This window comes from Nonomuraea sp. NPDC003754 (assembly GCF_053605785.1).
Genome location: NZ_JBSGJX010000032.1, coordinates 41373 through 55953, shown reverse-complemented (window position 1 = coordinate 55953; position 14581 = coordinate 41373). Strand labels below are relative to the sequence as shown.

The window sequence follows — 14581 nt, the reverse complement described above, 5'->3', positions numbered from 1 at the left end:
GAAGTGTCCTGATGTGTCCAGCGCTGGCGCCGGACACATCAGGATGGGGTCTGCGTGGGTGTCACCCCTCTCAGGCCGTCACGGCCGTAGGCGGGTTCGAGCCAGGGGGAGAAGTCGGGGCCGCGGCGCAGCGAGTGGCCGCCGTCCACGTTGATGACCTGGCCGGTGATCCACGAGGCCTCGGGCGACAGGAGAAAGGCCGCCAGCGCGGCCACGTCGGCCACCTCGCCCACCCTCGGCAGCGGGGTGCAGGCCTGGTAGTCGGCCAGGACCGGGTTCTCCGCTTCGGTGATGATCGACACCATCTCGGTGCGGATCAGACCGGGACGGATCGCGTTCACCCGGACGCCGCTGGGGCCGAGCTCGTCGGCGGCCAGCATGCACAGGTGGTCGATGCCCGCCTTGGCCACGCCGTACGGGCCGAACCAGCGGTGGGTGTTGGAGGCGGCGATCGAGGAGATCGCCACGAACGAGCCGCCGCCCGCCGTGGCCATCAGCACGGCGGAGTGCTTGAGCGCCAGCATGGTGCCGGTCAGGTTCGTCGCGATGACCTTCTGCCACTCCTCGATCGGCAGCCGGGTGATCGGGCCCAGCCAGCCGGAGCCGCCCGCCGAGGCGACCACCCCATCGAGGCGGCCACCCGCCTGCTCCCAGGCCCGCCGTACGGCCGACGCCATCTGCTTCTCGTCGGCCACGTCGGCCACCACGTAGCTCGCCTTGCCGATCTCCGCGCAGGCGGCGGCCAGCCGGTCCTCGGTGCGGCCGCAGATGGTCACGGTGGCGCCCGAGGCGGCAAGGCGCTTGGCGATGCCCAGCCCGATGCCGCTGCCGCCGCCGGTGACGAGCACTCCCTGGCCGCCGAGGTTCATGGCTGTTCCCTCCACAACGGCTCGTCGACGGTGAAACCGACCGGGTCGCCCTCGCGGCCGAGCATCGACAGAACGCCGGAGACGGCGATGCGGTCGATGTCGTGCCCGGCGGTGGGCGCAGGCGGACCGTCCTGGCCCCAACCGGTCATCCGGCCGCAGATCAGCCTGGGGTTGATCGCGTGAAGGTCGTCCGGGCCGATGCCGAGCCGTTCGGTGACGCCCGGCCTGAACACCTCAATGAGCACGTCGGCCTGCTTCGCCGGCTCCTTGAAGGCGGCCACCCGGTCGGGGGTCGTGAGGTCCAGCCCGATGGTGTGCCTGCCGCGGTCCATGACGTCGGCGCGAGGCTTGCCGGAGACCGTCTTGACGCGGTCGACGCGCAGCATCTCGGCGCCGTGGTCGACGAGCATCATCCCGGCGAACGGGCTCGGCGCGACCCCGGCCGGCTCCAGCACCCGCACTCCGGCCACAGGACCTTCAGGCATGGACATCTCCTCGACTGTAAGTCCGTACGGCTATCTCAAGCAAGCGCTTGGTAATGCGGTGTGCCGGGTTGGGTGGTCGTCGTGCCGGACGTCGCCGGATTCGCCGAGCAGGCCACAGCCGCGGGAGCGTATGTCATCCGGCCAGGGGAGACGCAGCCCCACGGCGATTTGCGGGTTGAGCTGGAGGGCCCTTTCGGCGACTCCAGGTTCTTCGCCGGCCGTATCGCCGACATGACCTCGGACGAGCTGAAGGAGACCGCATCGGCCGTGAACCCCTGAACTCGATCCTCCAGACACTACGACATGCTCACGTTCCTGACCCGGCTGGAGGTCATCGAGCATTGACGCGCTCCCCGGCCGCTCACTGCCCCTGGACCGTGATGCGGTAGGCCAGCCGGAGTCCGGCCGACGCGTGGGCCGCGCCGCTGACCAGGAGCCAGCGCGCCGGACCGCCACGAGGATCGGGCGTGTAGGCGGCGGAGATCCGCTCCACGCCGATCGGGAAGTGCCCGGACGACTGCGTACCGGGCACGAACCACATCACCTGGGCCTCTGCCCAGATCGGCGGCGCCGGCACACCCTCGGCCAGCGGCGGCACGTCGGGCGGGTAGAAGCCGAACTCCGTGGCCGGTTCGTTCGATCGCCACACCTGGACGCGGGCGTTGTGGCCCACCCGGACGACACCGGAGTGGACGGTCGTGGTCGGCGTCAGGGCGAGCGCGGGGTTCGCGATCAGCTCGAGGATGTCGTAGGCCATCTCGAGAACGTAAGCCACTGCCACGGCCCGGCGATAGAGACTTCCGACGCGGCAGATCGGCGGCGCGCGTTCACCTGGCATGAACGGTGCGACCCTCCCGCGCCTGTCCGCGCCGCCCGACACCGAAGGCGGTGCTCGCCGGCCTGTACCGCGAGCACTGGCTCGCCCTGGTACGTCTGGCGGCGCTGCTGGTCGGTGACCAAGGGAGTGCCGAGGACGTCGTGCGGGACGTTTTCGCCAGGTCGCACGGCAGGTCCACGGAGGCGCTCACCTTGCCCCCCATCCGTACCTGCGTGCTCCGCCGGCGCCGCCCGATCTGGAACGGCGTCCGGTGCCGGGAGCGGAGCCTCAAGACTGCGACAGGCCCGGTGCGCAAATTTCTTCAAGACCGGGCAGGCACGGACAGCCCATGCTGGCTGCGTGATCTCTCTTGCTCCTTCGCCGGTGGCGGGTGCGCGCCGCGGCCGGATGCTCGCCGTACTGCTCACCGGTCAGGTCATGGCGTCCATGGACGGCTCGATCGTGTCAGTGGCTGCGGAAACCATTCGCGATGATCTTCACGCCGGTGGCGCGGCGATCCAGCTGATCGTGTCGGGCTACCTGCTGACCGTCGGCGTGCTCCTCGTCACCTGCGCGCGGATCGGTGACGTCGTCGGGCAGCGGCGCGCGTTCCTGCTCGGGCTGGGCTGGTTCACCGGCGCATCGCTACTGTGCGGGCTGGCTCCCGACGTGAACGTGCTGGTGCTCGCACGCATCGCGCAGGCCATGGGGGCGGCACTGCTCACTCCGCAGATCTTCTCGCTCATCCAGACGCACTGGGAGGGTACGGCACGCCGCAGAGCGATCGGCCTCTACAGCATGGTGCTCGCCCTGGGAGTCGCGCTGGGGCAGGTCGTCGGAGGGCTGGTCGTCAGCGCCGACCTCTTCGGCCTGTCCTGGCGGCCCGTCTTCCTGATCAATATCCCGATCGGCGTGACAGCGCTGGCCGTGGGGCCGCGCCTGCTGCCGCCCTCCCGCATGGACGGGCAGGCACGCCTCGATCCGGGTGGAGTGGCGGTCCTGACCGCCGCCATGGCCGCTATCACGGTCCCGCTGATCTTCGGCCGCGAGCTCGGCTGGCCCGGTTGGGTCTGGATCTCGCTGGTGTGTGGTGCCGCGCTGACGGTGGGATTTGTCCGCTATGAGACCAGGGCGCGGTATCCGCTGCTGGACCCGGCATCGGTACGGCCGCGCGGGGTGAAGCCGGGGCTGGTGGCTTGTTGGACCGTCATGGGGTGCTACACCGTCTTTCTGCTCACCCTCACCCTGCACCTCCAGACCGCGCTGGGTTTCTCGCCGCTTCACGCGGGGCTGGCGTTCGTCCCGTACGCCCTGGGGTTCGGCGCGCTCAGCCTGAGCTGGACCCGATTCCCGCAGCGGCTGCAGCGCGCCCTGCCGATCGCGGGTCCGATCGCCTTCGCGGGCGGGGCGAGCCTGCTGGTGCTCTTCTGCCGCGATCAGTGGCAGCCGGTCGTGGCGATGCCGTTGCTGCTCCTGGCGGGGGCCGGGCACGCTGCCGGGTACAGCCCGCTGATCGCGCAGATCACAGCGCTGGTCGAGCCGCGGCTGGCGTCAGCGATCTCGGCGTTGAACTCCACCGGGCCCATGCTCGCCGGGGTGACCGCCGTCGCCGGGCTCGGGAGCGTCTACTTCGCTGCGCCCTCCTCGGCCGACGGGCTCGTGCGGGTCGTCGTCGTGGTCGCTGTCCTGCTCGTGGGTGGGGCCGCGTGTGCCGTCGGGGTGGCTCGCCGTACCTCCTCGGGATCAGCGTGATCAGTACGATCAGCATCGTCGAAGGGACGGCCGGCTGGCGCCGCGCGTGATCGTGCGAAAGCCGGGCCAGTCCAACGCGGGCCGTCCAGGTATGGGTCGAGGGCGTCCGCGGCACCGACGGAAGCCGACGCCGACGCCGACCACCGGTCCGGCCGCGATCCGACCGGTTGATGACATCAGCCCTTCGAGCCGGTGAAGGCGATGCCGGCGATGAGCTGGCGTTGCATGACGACGAAGAGAGCGATCACGGGCAGTGAGGCCACGACCGACCCGGCGAACAGGATGGGGAAGTTGGTCAGGTACTGACCGCGCAGCGAGGCGAGGCCGGCCGAGAGCGTCATCATCTCCGGATCGGTGTTGACCACCAGCGGCCAGAGCAGGCTGCTCCACGACCACATGACAGTCAGCATGCCGAGCGCCAGCAGGCCGGGTCTGACCAGAGGGAGCAGGATGTGCCAGTAGATCTGCAGCGGGTTCGCCCCGTCGATCGAGGCCGCCTCGTCCAGTTCCCTGGGCAACGACAGGAAGAACTGCCGGAGCATGAAGGTGCCGAACGCTCCGAACACGCCCGGCGCTATCAGCGCCTGCAGAGAGTTCAGCCAGCCGAGCTCCATCATGATCTCGTAGCGCGGGATGAGGAACAGTTCCCCGGGCACCATCAGGACGGCCAGGAAGAGCAGGAACAGCGCGCCCCTGCCTGGGAAGCGGAGCCGGGCGAAGGCGAACGCGGCCAGCGAGCACAGCAGCAGTTGCCCGGCGGTGACGGCGGCGGTGACCACGACCGTGTTGAGGAACTGCCTGGCCAGCGGCACCGACCGGAACACATCGGCGAAGTTCGACCACTGCCAGGAGGGCGTGAACTTCGGCGGCACCCGTAGCGAGTCCGGCAGGGTCTGCAGCGAGACCACGAGCTGCCAGGCGAACGGCGCGAGCATGACCAGCGCGCCGGCGGCCAGGAACAAGTGCGCCGGCCAGGTCCTGGGCCTACTCATAGTGCACCCACTTCTTCTGTAGCCTGAACTGGAACGCGGTCAGCATCAGGACCAGCCCGAGCAGGATGACGGCGATCGCCGCGGCGAGCCCGCGCTGGTTCTGCACGAAGCCCGTCTCGTAGAAGAGGTAGACGATCGTGCGACTGCCCTCCAGGGCCGGGCTCTTCAGGTCGATCATGAGATAGACGAGGTCGAAGACCTGCAGCGCGTTGATCATCGTTATGACCACGACGAAGAACGTGGTGGGCGTGAGCAACGGCAGCGTGATGCGGACGAACTGCCGCAGCCGCCCGGCCCCGTCGATCTCGGCGGCCTCGTAGTAGTGACGCGGGATGCCCTGCAGCCCGGCCAGGAACAACACGGCGTTGTAGCCGACCGAGCTCCAGATCCCGACGACCGCGATGGCGTAGATCGCGAAGTCGGGGTCGCCGAGCCAGTACGGCCCGTCGATCCCCACCGTGCCCAGGACGTGGTTGATCGCCCCTAAGTCGCCGTTGAACAGGTACCTCCAGGTCAAGCCCACCGCGGCGGGCATCGTGACCACGGGCAGGAAGTAGAGGGTCCGGTAGAGGCTCAGCCCGCGCAGCCCCGGCACGTTCAGCAGCGCGGCGACGACGATGGACAGCGGCACGCCCGCCAGTACCAACACCGAGTAGAGCAAGGTGTTGCCGAGCGCGCCGTACATCTCCTCGTCGGTGAACAGTTCGGCGAAGTTGGCCGTCCCCACCCAGGTGTAGCCGCCGAAGACGCCCGACTCGGTCATGCTGAGATACAGGGTCTGAACGATGGGCCACAGGTAGAAGACGGCCAGACCCAGCGCCATCGGGGCGATGAGGAGGTATCCCCACGCCCACTCGCGCTTGGAGTGCATCGGTTACTCCTTGGCCAGGATCTCGTTCATCTGCGTCGCGATCTCCTTGGCGACGTCGGCCACCGGCCGCTTGCCTGCCCAGGCCTCGGCGAGCAGCCTGTTCTGCACGTCCTGCCACTGCGCGGTGTTCAACGACACCGGGTACGGCACGCCGTTCGGCATCGAAGCGTCGTAGGTCTCCTTCAGATGGAAGGTGGGGAAGGCCTTGAACCAGCCCTCCTGCGTGCCGTCGCGGAGCGAGAGGGCGCCGCCGCCGCTGTCGCTGAGGATCTTCTGAGCCTGCTCGGAGACGACGAACTCGGCGAAGGCCGCCGACTCTTTCGGATGCTCGCTCCTGGCCGAGACGGCGTTGGCAAGGCCCAGCAGGATGACGGCGTCCTTGGCCGGACCCTTGGGCAGCGGGGCCACGTCGATCCGCTCGCGGATCTCGGGGTTGGCCCAGAAGGTGGAGGCGAACCAGACGCCACCGTAGAGCATGCCGTACTTGCCGGACTGGAAGAGCGTGATGGGGTCGGTGTCGGCGTAGACCTCGGCGACAGGGGCGACCTGGTCCTTGATCATGCCGGTCCAGTACTCCAGGCCCTGGATCGAGGCGGGATCGTCGAAGCCGCTCTTCTTGCCGTCCTCCGACAGCACGTGGCCGCCTGCCTGAAGCATGGTGGGGTAGAAGGCGCCCTGGTCCCACATGTGGGCGAGGATGCCGAACTGCTTCTTGGACGGGTCGGTCAGCTTCTTGGCGGCGGCCTTGACATCGTCCCAGGTCCAGTCGGCGGTGGGGTAGGCCACTCCGGCGTCGTCGAAGAGCTTCTTGTCGTACCAGAGTGCCGGGATGCTCACGTTGTGCGGCAGGCCGTACAGTTTGCCGTCATAGCGGTAGCCGTCGACGACCGCCGGGGGAAGGCCCTGGGCCTTCGACTCCTCGAGCGGGGTGATGATCCCGCCCTTGGCGTACATGCGGACGTTGAGGCTGTTCATCCAGAACACGTCGGGTGCGGCGCCGCCGGAGGCGGCCGTCTGGAGCTTGGTCCAGTACTGGTCCCACGGGGTGATCTCGAGCTTCACTGTGACGTTCGGGTTGGCCTGCTGGAAGGCTGCGATGATCTTCTCCGCGCTCGTCTGGTCGTTCTTGTCCCAGATGGCGTAGCTGATCGTGGCCTTTCCTGAGGCTTCCGGCTCGCTGGACGAGCCGCAGCCGGCAGTCATGACGGCCAGGCCGGTGAGGCAGACGAGGGGTAGACGGAAACGCATGGCTGTCTCCAGATGGTTGGGGGGTGTTCAGGGCCGCAGGCTGGAGGTCCAGTCGGCGAGCTCGCGCTCGATCTCGGCCCTGGTCCGGGGGTGGCCGGGGGCATCAGGGCGTTGTTGCCAGGGGTGCGGACCGGTGGCCGGGCGATATTCCACGCCCAGGGCGTCGAGCCGCTTTTCGTGTACGGCGAGCCGTACACGAAAGTCCTCGAAGTCACGCTCGTCGCTCCACATCGCCTCCGCGAAGGCGGCCAGTCGCGGGAAGGCCATGTAGTCGAGGAGGCGGGGCGAGTCGATGTGCTCGGTCCACAGCGCCGCTTGCGCGCCGAGGATCCTGCTCCGCTCCTCCCCGGTGAGGCCGTGGGGGACCGGGTCGAAAGCGTGGACGGCGCGCAGGGAGGTCACGCTGCCGATCGGCACCGGTTCCTGGTCGCCCTCCGCCTGGCGGAAATCCAGGTACGTCTCGGCGAACGGGGAGACGACCACGTCGTGGCCGGCCCGCGCGGCCATCGCAGCACACCTGTCGCCGCGCCAGGCCCCGACGGTGACGCCCGGGGGCAGGCCGCCCTCCAGGAGCTCGTCCCAGCCGAGCGGCTTGCGCCCGCGGGCCAGCAGGTAGTCGGTGAAGTGCCGCATGAGCCAGGTCTGCAGCTCATCGGCATCGCGCAGGCCGAGTTCGCGGATGCGCTCCTTGGCGGGGAGGCTCTCGTTCCACTGGGTCTTGGGAGTCTCGTCGCCGCCGACGCAGACGTACTCGCCGGGGAAGAGCTCGAGGACCTCGTCGAGGACATCGGTGAAGAAGGCGATCGTGTCGTCGGAGACGTTGAGCACGTTCTCGCCGACGCCCCACTCGGTGCGCACCTCCAGGGGGAGGTCGAGGTTGCCGAGCTCGGGGTAAGCGGCGATGGCAGCCTGAGTGTGGCCGGGAAGGTCGATCTCCGGGACGACCATGACGGAGCGGTCGGCGGCGTAGGAGACGATCTCCCTGATGTCGTCCTGGCTGTAGAAGCCGCCGTGCGGGCGCCCGTCGAACAGGCGATGCCGCTTGGCGCCCAGCGGGGACTCGCGCCGCCAGGCGCCGATCTCCGTGAGCTTCGGGTACTTCCTGATCTCCAGCCGCCAGCCCTGGTCGTCCGTCAGGTGCAGATGGAGGACGTTGAGCTTGTGCGCGGCCAGCAGGTCGATGTACCGCAGCAGGTCGTTCTTGGGCAGGAAGTGCCGCGCGACGTCGATGAGGCAGCCGCGCCAGCCGTACCTGGGGGCGTCGGCGATCTCGATCGCGGGGATGCTCCAGGTTCTGTCTCCGGTACGGCCGGCGCGGAACGCGGCCGGGTCGAGCAGCTGGCGAAGAGTCTGCGCCCCGTAGAAGGCACCGGCCTGGGCCGAGGCCTCGATCAGCACGGACTCCGTCGTGGCGGTGAGCCGATATTCCTCGGGCCCGAGGCCCACGGCGTGGCGGATCTCGACCCCGCCGGGCCCTTCGAGCAGTGGCAGGCCGGTGGCCGAGGTGAGCGCCTGGCGGAGCCACGTCGCGGCACCGGCCAGCACCGGGTCGGCGGTCAACGGCGTCGCGGCGGTGAAGGTGAACAGCCCTTGTCCGAGTGCGCAGCGCGAAGGCGCCGGGATCAGGGTCACAGTGCCTGCACCGTCCGGGTCTCGCGGGCGCGTTCGGCGGCCCAGACGACGAGGTGCCCGGCCAGAGCTTCGGCCGGGTCGGCGCCGAGCGGCGCCTGGTCTCCGGCGGCCACGGCGTCGATGAACGCCCTGACGAGGCCCGCATCGCCACCGCCATGGCCATCGGCAAGCGATGCCCCCGCGTTCGTCCCGGTGTCAAGGGTTTCCTCGGCGCCGGTCGCGAAGTCGACGATCCTGATGTGGCGCCCATCCCCCTCGGCGAAGCCGTGGGTGCCGAAAACCCGCGTCTTGCGGTGCTCCAGCGGTGTGAACGCCGTCATCGTCAACGACGCGGTCGCGCCCCGCGCGAACTCCAGCGTGACGACCTGCTGGTCCACCACGTCGTTGTCGCAGTCGTAGACGCAGCGGCCGTAGGGACCGGTCTCCAGCGCGCGCATGACGCCTGCCGTACTGGCGTCGGAGGTGACGGCGCCGAGCGGCCAGAACTCCCGGGCCGGATCGCCGAGACAGCCCAGATAGAGGCGTGTGGCCGAGTAAGGGCAGGTCGGCTCGACAGGGCAGCTCACGCACCGCGTGTCCGCACCCTCCGGCCGGTTCTCCGGCCGGAAGTGGGTCAGCGAGCCGAAGGACGACACGGCGACCGGTTCGTCGCCGACGAGATGGAGCAGCCAGTCGATGTCGTGACAGGACTTGGTCAGCAGCATCGGCCCTGATTCGGCCGCATTGCGCCAGGCGCCCCGCACGAAGGAGTGGGCCATGTGCCACCAGCCCACCGGCTCCAGGTGCTGGACGCTGGAGATCGAGCCCAGCCTGCCGCTGCCCAGGAGCTCCTTGAACGCTTTTGTGTAGGCGGTGTAGCGGAGCACGTGGCAGATCGCGAAGACGACGCCGCTGCGCTCGACCGCCTCGACGATGCGGCGGGCCTCCGCTTCGGTGGGGGCCAGCGGCTTCTCCAGCAAGATCGCATAGCCCAGCTCGGCGAAGGCGACCGCCGGCTCGACGTGTAACCGGTCCTGCGTCGCGATGACCACAGCGTCCGCCAGCTTCGGCACGGCGGCCAGGTCAGCCCATCCCGTGAAGCGGGACTGCTCCGGCACGTCGTGCTCGGTGGCCAGCGCGGCCCGCCTCACCGGGTCGGGATCGGCCACAGCCACGATGCGTGCCCGACCGTCGGCAGCCGCCGCCCTGGCGTAGATCTGGCCGCGCGCGCCCGCCCCGACGACGGCTATGGTCAAAGTCATTCGAAGACCCCCTTTATTACAGGCTCCATAGATATTCACGGATCTCGCCTTGCGGTCAAGACCCCGGTGCCGGATGATCCAGGTAGACCAGCGCGACATAATTCAGACACTGTTGATAGTGAGGAGCACGCCCGTGCAGGTCAGTGGTGGAGACCTTCAGCGGCTGCGTCAGCAGAACACCCTGAACAGCCTCCGCGCCCTGCGTGAGGCGCGCGCGCCGTTGACGCTCACAGAGCTGGTCGCGCGGACCGGGCTGTCGCGAGCCTCCGTGGGGGACGTCGTCGCCGAGCTCCAGCAACGTGGCTGGATCGCCGAGGTAGAACCCGCACCGGGCACCTTGGGCCGGCCCGCCAAGCGCTACCGCTTCCGCACCGACGTCGGGCACGTGCTCGGCATCGACATAGGAGTCCACAAGGTCCTGGCCGTGGTCACCGACCTCGCGGGCCGGACCATCGCCAGCGGCCGGGTCGCCGTCGACCGGCACACCGCCCGGCATGAGCGGCTGGAGGCTGTGTGGAGAGCCGTCGACGCAGCACTCGTCGCCGCCGGCCGGGAAGCCTCCGACCTGTGGGGCGCCACCGCAGGAAGCACCGGCGTCGTCAACCGGGAAGGGCTGGTCACCCGGGTCCACGATCTTCCCGACTGGGCCGGAGTCGATCTGGCCGGCCATCTCGGGCAGCGCCTGACCTGCCCGATCACCATCGAGAACGACAGCAAGCTAGCCGCTCTCGCCGAGCAGCGGCTCGGCGTCGCGGCAGGCGTTCAGGACCTTGTCTACCTGCACGTCGGCCGCCGGCCCGGTGCCGCGCTCATCCTCAACGGACGGCTTCACCACGGGTTCAGCGGGGCCACCGGCGAGGTGGGCCTCATGGAGGTCACCGGGTGGCGCACCATGGCCGGCCACCTGGAGGTCTGTCGCGCGGCCGCCGGCGCATCACCTGAGGAGGCTGCCCGGCTCGTCTTCGACGCCGCCCGCGCCGGAGACCCCGAAGCCCAGGCCGCCGTCGATACCTACGCCCACCACCTCGCCCTCGGCACCGCCGCCATGGTGCTGACCCTGGATCCTGAACTGGTCGTTCTGGGCGGTGGCTTCTCCCGCTCGGCCGACGTGCTGCTTCCCGCGCTCAACCGGGCCCTCGAACCCCACTGCCTGCGCGTTCCCGGCATCCGGCCGTCGACGCTCGGTGAGGAATGCGTCGCCCTGGGCGGAGCCTGTCTGGCGCTGGACGATGTGGACGAGCGGCTCTTCTCACTGGAAGGGGCCATCCTCGACCCCGCTGCTCCACAGCGCATCTCTTGACGCCCCCTCCTTTTGAAGGCCGGCCGAGCCGGGTTCACCTGGCTCGGCCGGCCGTCGTTGTCAGGCCTTCTCGTAGGGGATGATCTCGGCCAGGGCGGAGGCTCCGCCGATGCCGTAGTCGGAGCGCAGCCTGATGTACCGGGCCGAGAGCCCCTGGAGGCTGACATCGTTGGGCGCGGTCATGCGGGGCCACTCGACGGGTGTGACGTCCCTGAACGTGATGCCGTCGTCGCTGACCTGCACCATGCCCTTGAGGATGGTGCCGTTCATGTTCGTGCGCAGCTTGGGCTGGAACCGTACGGCCGACAGCTCCCTGACGCGGCCGAGGTCGACGGTGATGGTGTGCGGCTGCGGCGGGACCGCGGGGTAGTCGGAGTGGAAGTCGGTGGTCAGCTTGCCGTCGATGGCATTGCGCGGGTCGCCGACGCCGGGCTTGAAGGTGCTGGCGGTGGCCTTGAGCTCGGCGGGCGGGATGCGGCGACCGGCGGGCTCGGCCGGCCAGATGTGGCGTCCCTTGCCGGGCTCCTCGGTGACGGGCTCCCGGTCGGGTCCGGTCCCCTTGCCGCGGATCAGGATGTCGGTGATGACCGAGCCGTGGTCGGAGTAGAAGGGGTAGGGCTGGTTGAGCCAGCTCTGCCGGTGGCGGGGCAGGCGATCGATGTCGGCGCGAGACCCCAGGATGCGGACGTCCTCGCCGCGGGCGAAGACGTAGTCGATGCGGCCTGGAATGGCGCCCATGCCGTGGTAAGGGCTCCACGTGCGGCCGGGGTAGCGTCCGGCGTCGGGGTTGGCGTAGCGGAAGGTATCCATGAAGCCGTGGTCGGTGTACAGCTTGGTGTACGGCCAGGGCAGGACCACGCCGCCGTGGCCGGGGGCGTCGGCGAACTGCTCGCTCCAGTCCAGGTGCGACTGCGCGTTGAGGTCGCCGCCCATGAGCACCGGGGCATCGTCGTCGCCGATGAAGGACGGGATCGCCTTCTCGAGGATGGCCTTGCCCATGGCGACCCGGCGAAGGTTGTCGCCCTCCAGGATCTGTTCGTTGGTCTTGGTGCGGGGCAGGCCGTGGGTGTTCTGCACCGCCGCGTCGTGGGTGTCGCCGTAGGCCCAGCCGTCGTGCCAGGTCCACAGGCTGAAGGCGTGGACATGCTTACCGTTGGGCAGGCCGAGCCGGGCGCCGCCCAGGTTGAATGAACTGATGTCCGCGTCGGCGTAGCGCGGGTACACCTTCTGGATGTCGAGCTTGGTGTAGAGCCACAGGTTGTCGCCGTTGACGCTGTAGTCCTCGGGCGTGGTGAGCTGCACGCCGGCGAATCGGTCGCCCTCCGCCCGTCCGGCGTTCAGCCCGTCGAGGATCTTCTGGCCGGAGCCGTACCCCTCGACCACGAAAAGAATGTCGGGGTTGACCTCGTTCATGTAGTCGATCATCTGGGCGAGGTTCTCGCCGGTGTTCTCCTGGCGGTTGTAGGTGCCGCCGACGAAGAGGTTCCATGACATCAGCCGGAGCGGTGTTCCCACGTGCTTCTCCGGCAGGGAGGTGAGGGAGACGTCGACCGTCACATCCTTGTCGGGGAGCACGAAGGGGCGGCTGCGCACCTGCCCGTCACGCGTGTACAAGGTGTCTCGCGCCCATACCTGGTCGCCGCTCCTGACGGTGGTGACGAACTCCTCGACGCGGTGAGGTCGGGCCTTGCCGGTGGCGACCACTGTGCAGGTGCTGCCGGGGCCGTTGCCGTCGCAGTCCAACCGGTAGCTCGGCTTGCTTCCGCGGTCGGCGGAGGCCGCGGTGGTGTTCGTGGCGGCGAGCAGTCCGGTCAAGGCCACGGCGACGGCGAGCGGAGGGACTAAGAAGCGCATGGGCATTCCTTCTGCGAGATTTCTTGGGGATCAAGGGGGTCGGTCGCGGGTGTACGAGAAGTGCTGCCAGGTGAGAGGCCGCGGCGGCGGCAAGGCACGAGTCAGGGCCGGGGCGGCAGTGTGGGGGCGCCGGCCGACGGCGACCGAAGCGTGCGGCTCGCCGCTCCTGGGTCAGCTTCGAAGAAGAGTTCGTGGTCTCGCCCTCAGGGCATGTTCAACGGCCCGATAACGAGCGCACGCTGCGCGTCTGCTCGGACACGGTATTCCGGTTGTACCTCGCACAGGGTGGGAGACGGCGCCGGGCAGGCTCAGGTGACGTGACCTCTGCGTGTCGTCACAGGTGGTCGGCACGTGGCAGCACATTATTGACAGACTCCAGAGGAAGTTGTCCCCAGTGAAGGGCCTCTACCGGGATCATCCCGGCGTCGCCGCTACGCCGCAAGGTCTCCAAGGTGAATATTTACAGACTGTGCAATAAAGACCTGCTGTGGGAGTGGCATCCCGCAGCCAATGAGCTTCCCGACATTCCCAGCCACCCTGCTGGCCTGGCACCGCAAACTCCGCAGCTCACCGCGCCATGCGGCCACGGATGACGAGCCCGGCTCCTCGGCCTCATCTGCCGTGCGGGTTCTCACGCGCAAGCTTGAAGAGGAGCGGCGCGCTCGACGGAACGAGGTGGCGGAGTTGCGCAGAGCGTTGGACGTGGCCCAGGGCGAAAACCTTGAGCTGCGGCGACGCCTCGACCGATACGAGCCGACATGATCGCCCTCGTGGCCTTCGGCAAGCCGAGTAGGGGTGCCATGGGCACCTGGGGATCGCTTAGCGGGCAGTGGATTTCGTGACGATCTCCTGGACGTCCTCGGGCAATGTCGGTGCCGGCCACGCCTCATATCGAAGTGGCGCCCACTCGTGTGCGAACGGTCCTTGCCGAGTCTCGATCAGCCCCATGACCTCCAGACGGGCTTCGGCAACGCGACGGTGAACTTGATCGTCTATCAGCCCCAGCCGCCTGCCGTGCTCATATTCGTCTTCATCCTTCCATCTGTACTGAGAAAGATCAGGTTCGACAATGAGGTCCAGCATGAGGTCGAAGGTGTCTACGCCCAGGTGAGTGCGTTGTTTCGGCATGTCGAAGTCGACATACCAGGCGAGCGGTTGATGATCGGAGTCGAAGAACTGGCGGACGGTGAAATAGGTGTCGATGCCATACCAGCTGCGCACCGCGGTGCCTTGCCAGGTCCACCATCCCAGTTCCCACCTGCCCGAGGCGAGCTCGCGGATCGTTCGTTCCCGCTGGCTGCCGCCGTTCAGGGTGGAGTCGATCCACGTGGTGGACGCCAGGCCGCGAAGCCCTGGCCATCCGGCCACCATCAGATACTTCTCGGTGTCTTGGAGAACACGGTACGGGACCGCTGTCCAGACCTTCCCCTTCCAGATGTGGCGGCGCACGGCTGTCGCCCCGGCATCGAAGCGTCTATGGGCGTCGGTCTCCATGGCTCGATCTTGCATGATCCCGCGCA

Annotated in this window: 13 protein-coding genes and 1 pseudogene; 4 read left to right on the top strand and 10 right to left on the bottom strand. The window is 68.6% G+C overall.

What is annotated here, in order from left to right; translation table 11 throughout:
• Positions 1-38 precede the first annotated feature (38 nt).
• A complete protein-coding gene (locus tag ACWEVS_RS32230; RefSeq protein ID WP_449930264.1) occupies positions 39-869 on the bottom strand; it encodes an SDR family oxidoreductase in 831 nt (276 codons plus the stop codon).
• Positions 866-1354: a CoA transferase gene (locus ACWEVS_RS32225; protein ID WP_452417725.1), complete on the bottom strand. Its 489-nt coding sequence runs from the start codon at positions 1352-1354 to the stop codon at positions 866-868. The genes ACWEVS_RS32230 and ACWEVS_RS32225 overlap by 4 nt, the downstream gene beginning before the upstream one ends.
• A gap of 60 nt (positions 1355-1414) precedes the next feature.
• Between ACWEVS_RS32225 and ACWEVS_RS32220 the strand changes: the two genes are divergently transcribed.
• Positions 1415-1633 (top strand): hypothetical protein, encoded by a 219-nt coding sequence (locus tag ACWEVS_RS32220; RefSeq protein WP_452554458.1) that lies wholly within the window; start codon positions 1415-1417, stop codon positions 1631-1633.
• Between the two features lie 82 nt (positions 1634-1715).
• Here the strand turns inward: ACWEVS_RS32220 and ACWEVS_RS32215 are convergent, their stop codons facing one another.
• The gene (locus ACWEVS_RS32215; protein ID WP_452554457.1) at positions 1716-2135 is read right to left on the bottom strand and encodes a hypothetical protein; all 420 of its coding nucleotides are present in this window, start codon (positions 2133-2135) and stop codon (positions 1716-1718) included.
• A gap of 62 nt (positions 2136-2197) precedes the next feature.
• On the opposite strand from ACWEVS_RS32215, the pseudogene ACWEVS_RS32210 reads away from it, so the two are divergent.
• A pseudogene (locus ACWEVS_RS32210) lies at positions 2198-2362 on the top strand (SigE family RNA polymerase sigma factor); the annotation flags it as partial.
• Positions 2363-2531: 169 nt separating this feature from the next.
• Positions 2532-3923: an MFS transporter gene (locus ACWEVS_RS32205; RefSeq protein WP_452554456.1), complete on the top strand. Its 1392-nt coding sequence runs from the start codon at positions 2532-2534 to the stop codon at positions 3921-3923.
• A 176-nt stretch (positions 3924-4099) separates the two neighbouring features.
• Here ACWEVS_RS32205 and ACWEVS_RS32200 read toward each other — a convergent pair whose 3' ends face one another.
• Genes ACWEVS_RS32200 through ACWEVS_RS32180 form a run of 5 tightly spaced genes read right to left on the bottom strand, consistent with a single transcriptional unit; the run spans position 4100 to position 9907 of the window.
• On the bottom strand, positions 4100-4915 hold the full coding sequence (locus tag ACWEVS_RS32200; protein WP_449930258.1) for a carbohydrate ABC transporter permease: 816 nt from the start codon (positions 4913-4915) through the stop codon (positions 4100-4102).
• Positions 4908-5786: a carbohydrate ABC transporter permease gene (locus ACWEVS_RS32195; RefSeq protein WP_449930257.1), complete on the bottom strand. Its 879-nt coding sequence runs from the start codon at positions 5784-5786 to the stop codon at positions 4908-4910. Before ACWEVS_RS32195 ends, ACWEVS_RS32200 begins: the two co-directional genes overlap by 8 nt.
• Before the next feature lie 3 nt (positions 5787-5789).
• Positions 5790-7034 (bottom strand): ABC transporter substrate-binding protein, encoded by a 1245-nt coding sequence (locus ACWEVS_RS32190; protein ID WP_452417729.1) that lies wholly within the window; start codon positions 7032-7034, stop codon positions 5790-5792.
• Positions 7035-7061: 27 nt separating this feature from the next.
• Positions 7062-8666 (bottom strand): beta-N-acetylhexosaminidase, encoded by a 1605-nt coding sequence (locus ACWEVS_RS32185; protein WP_452554455.1) that lies wholly within the window; start codon positions 8664-8666, stop codon positions 7062-7064.
• Complete coding sequence (locus ACWEVS_RS32180) at positions 8663-9907, bottom strand: Gfo/Idh/MocA family protein (RefSeq protein ID WP_452554454.1); 1245 nt, start codon at positions 9905-9907, stop codon at positions 8663-8665. Before ACWEVS_RS32180 ends, ACWEVS_RS32185 begins: the two co-directional genes overlap by 4 nt.
• A gap of 73 nt (positions 9908-9980) precedes the next feature.
• Here ACWEVS_RS32180 and ACWEVS_RS32175 point away from each other — a divergent pair, with 73 nt between their 5' ends.
• A complete protein-coding gene (locus ACWEVS_RS32175) occupies positions 9981-11207 on the top strand; it encodes an ROK family transcriptional regulator (protein WP_449930252.1) in 1227 nt (408 codons plus the stop codon).
• Positions 11208-11267: 60 nt separating this feature from the next.
• On the opposite strand, the gene ACWEVS_RS32170 is transcribed toward ACWEVS_RS32175, so the two are convergent.
• Positions 11268-13061, bottom strand: a complete 1794-nt coding sequence (locus ACWEVS_RS32170; protein ID WP_452554453.1) for a discoidin domain-containing protein — start codon at positions 13059-13061, stop codon at positions 11268-11270.
• Positions 13062-13880: 819 nt separating this feature from the next.
• Positions 13881-14555 (bottom strand): DUF402 domain-containing protein, encoded by a 675-nt coding sequence (locus ACWEVS_RS32165; protein ID WP_452554452.1) that lies wholly within the window; start codon positions 14553-14555, stop codon positions 13881-13883.
• Between the last annotated feature and the right edge of the window lie 26 nt (positions 14556-14581).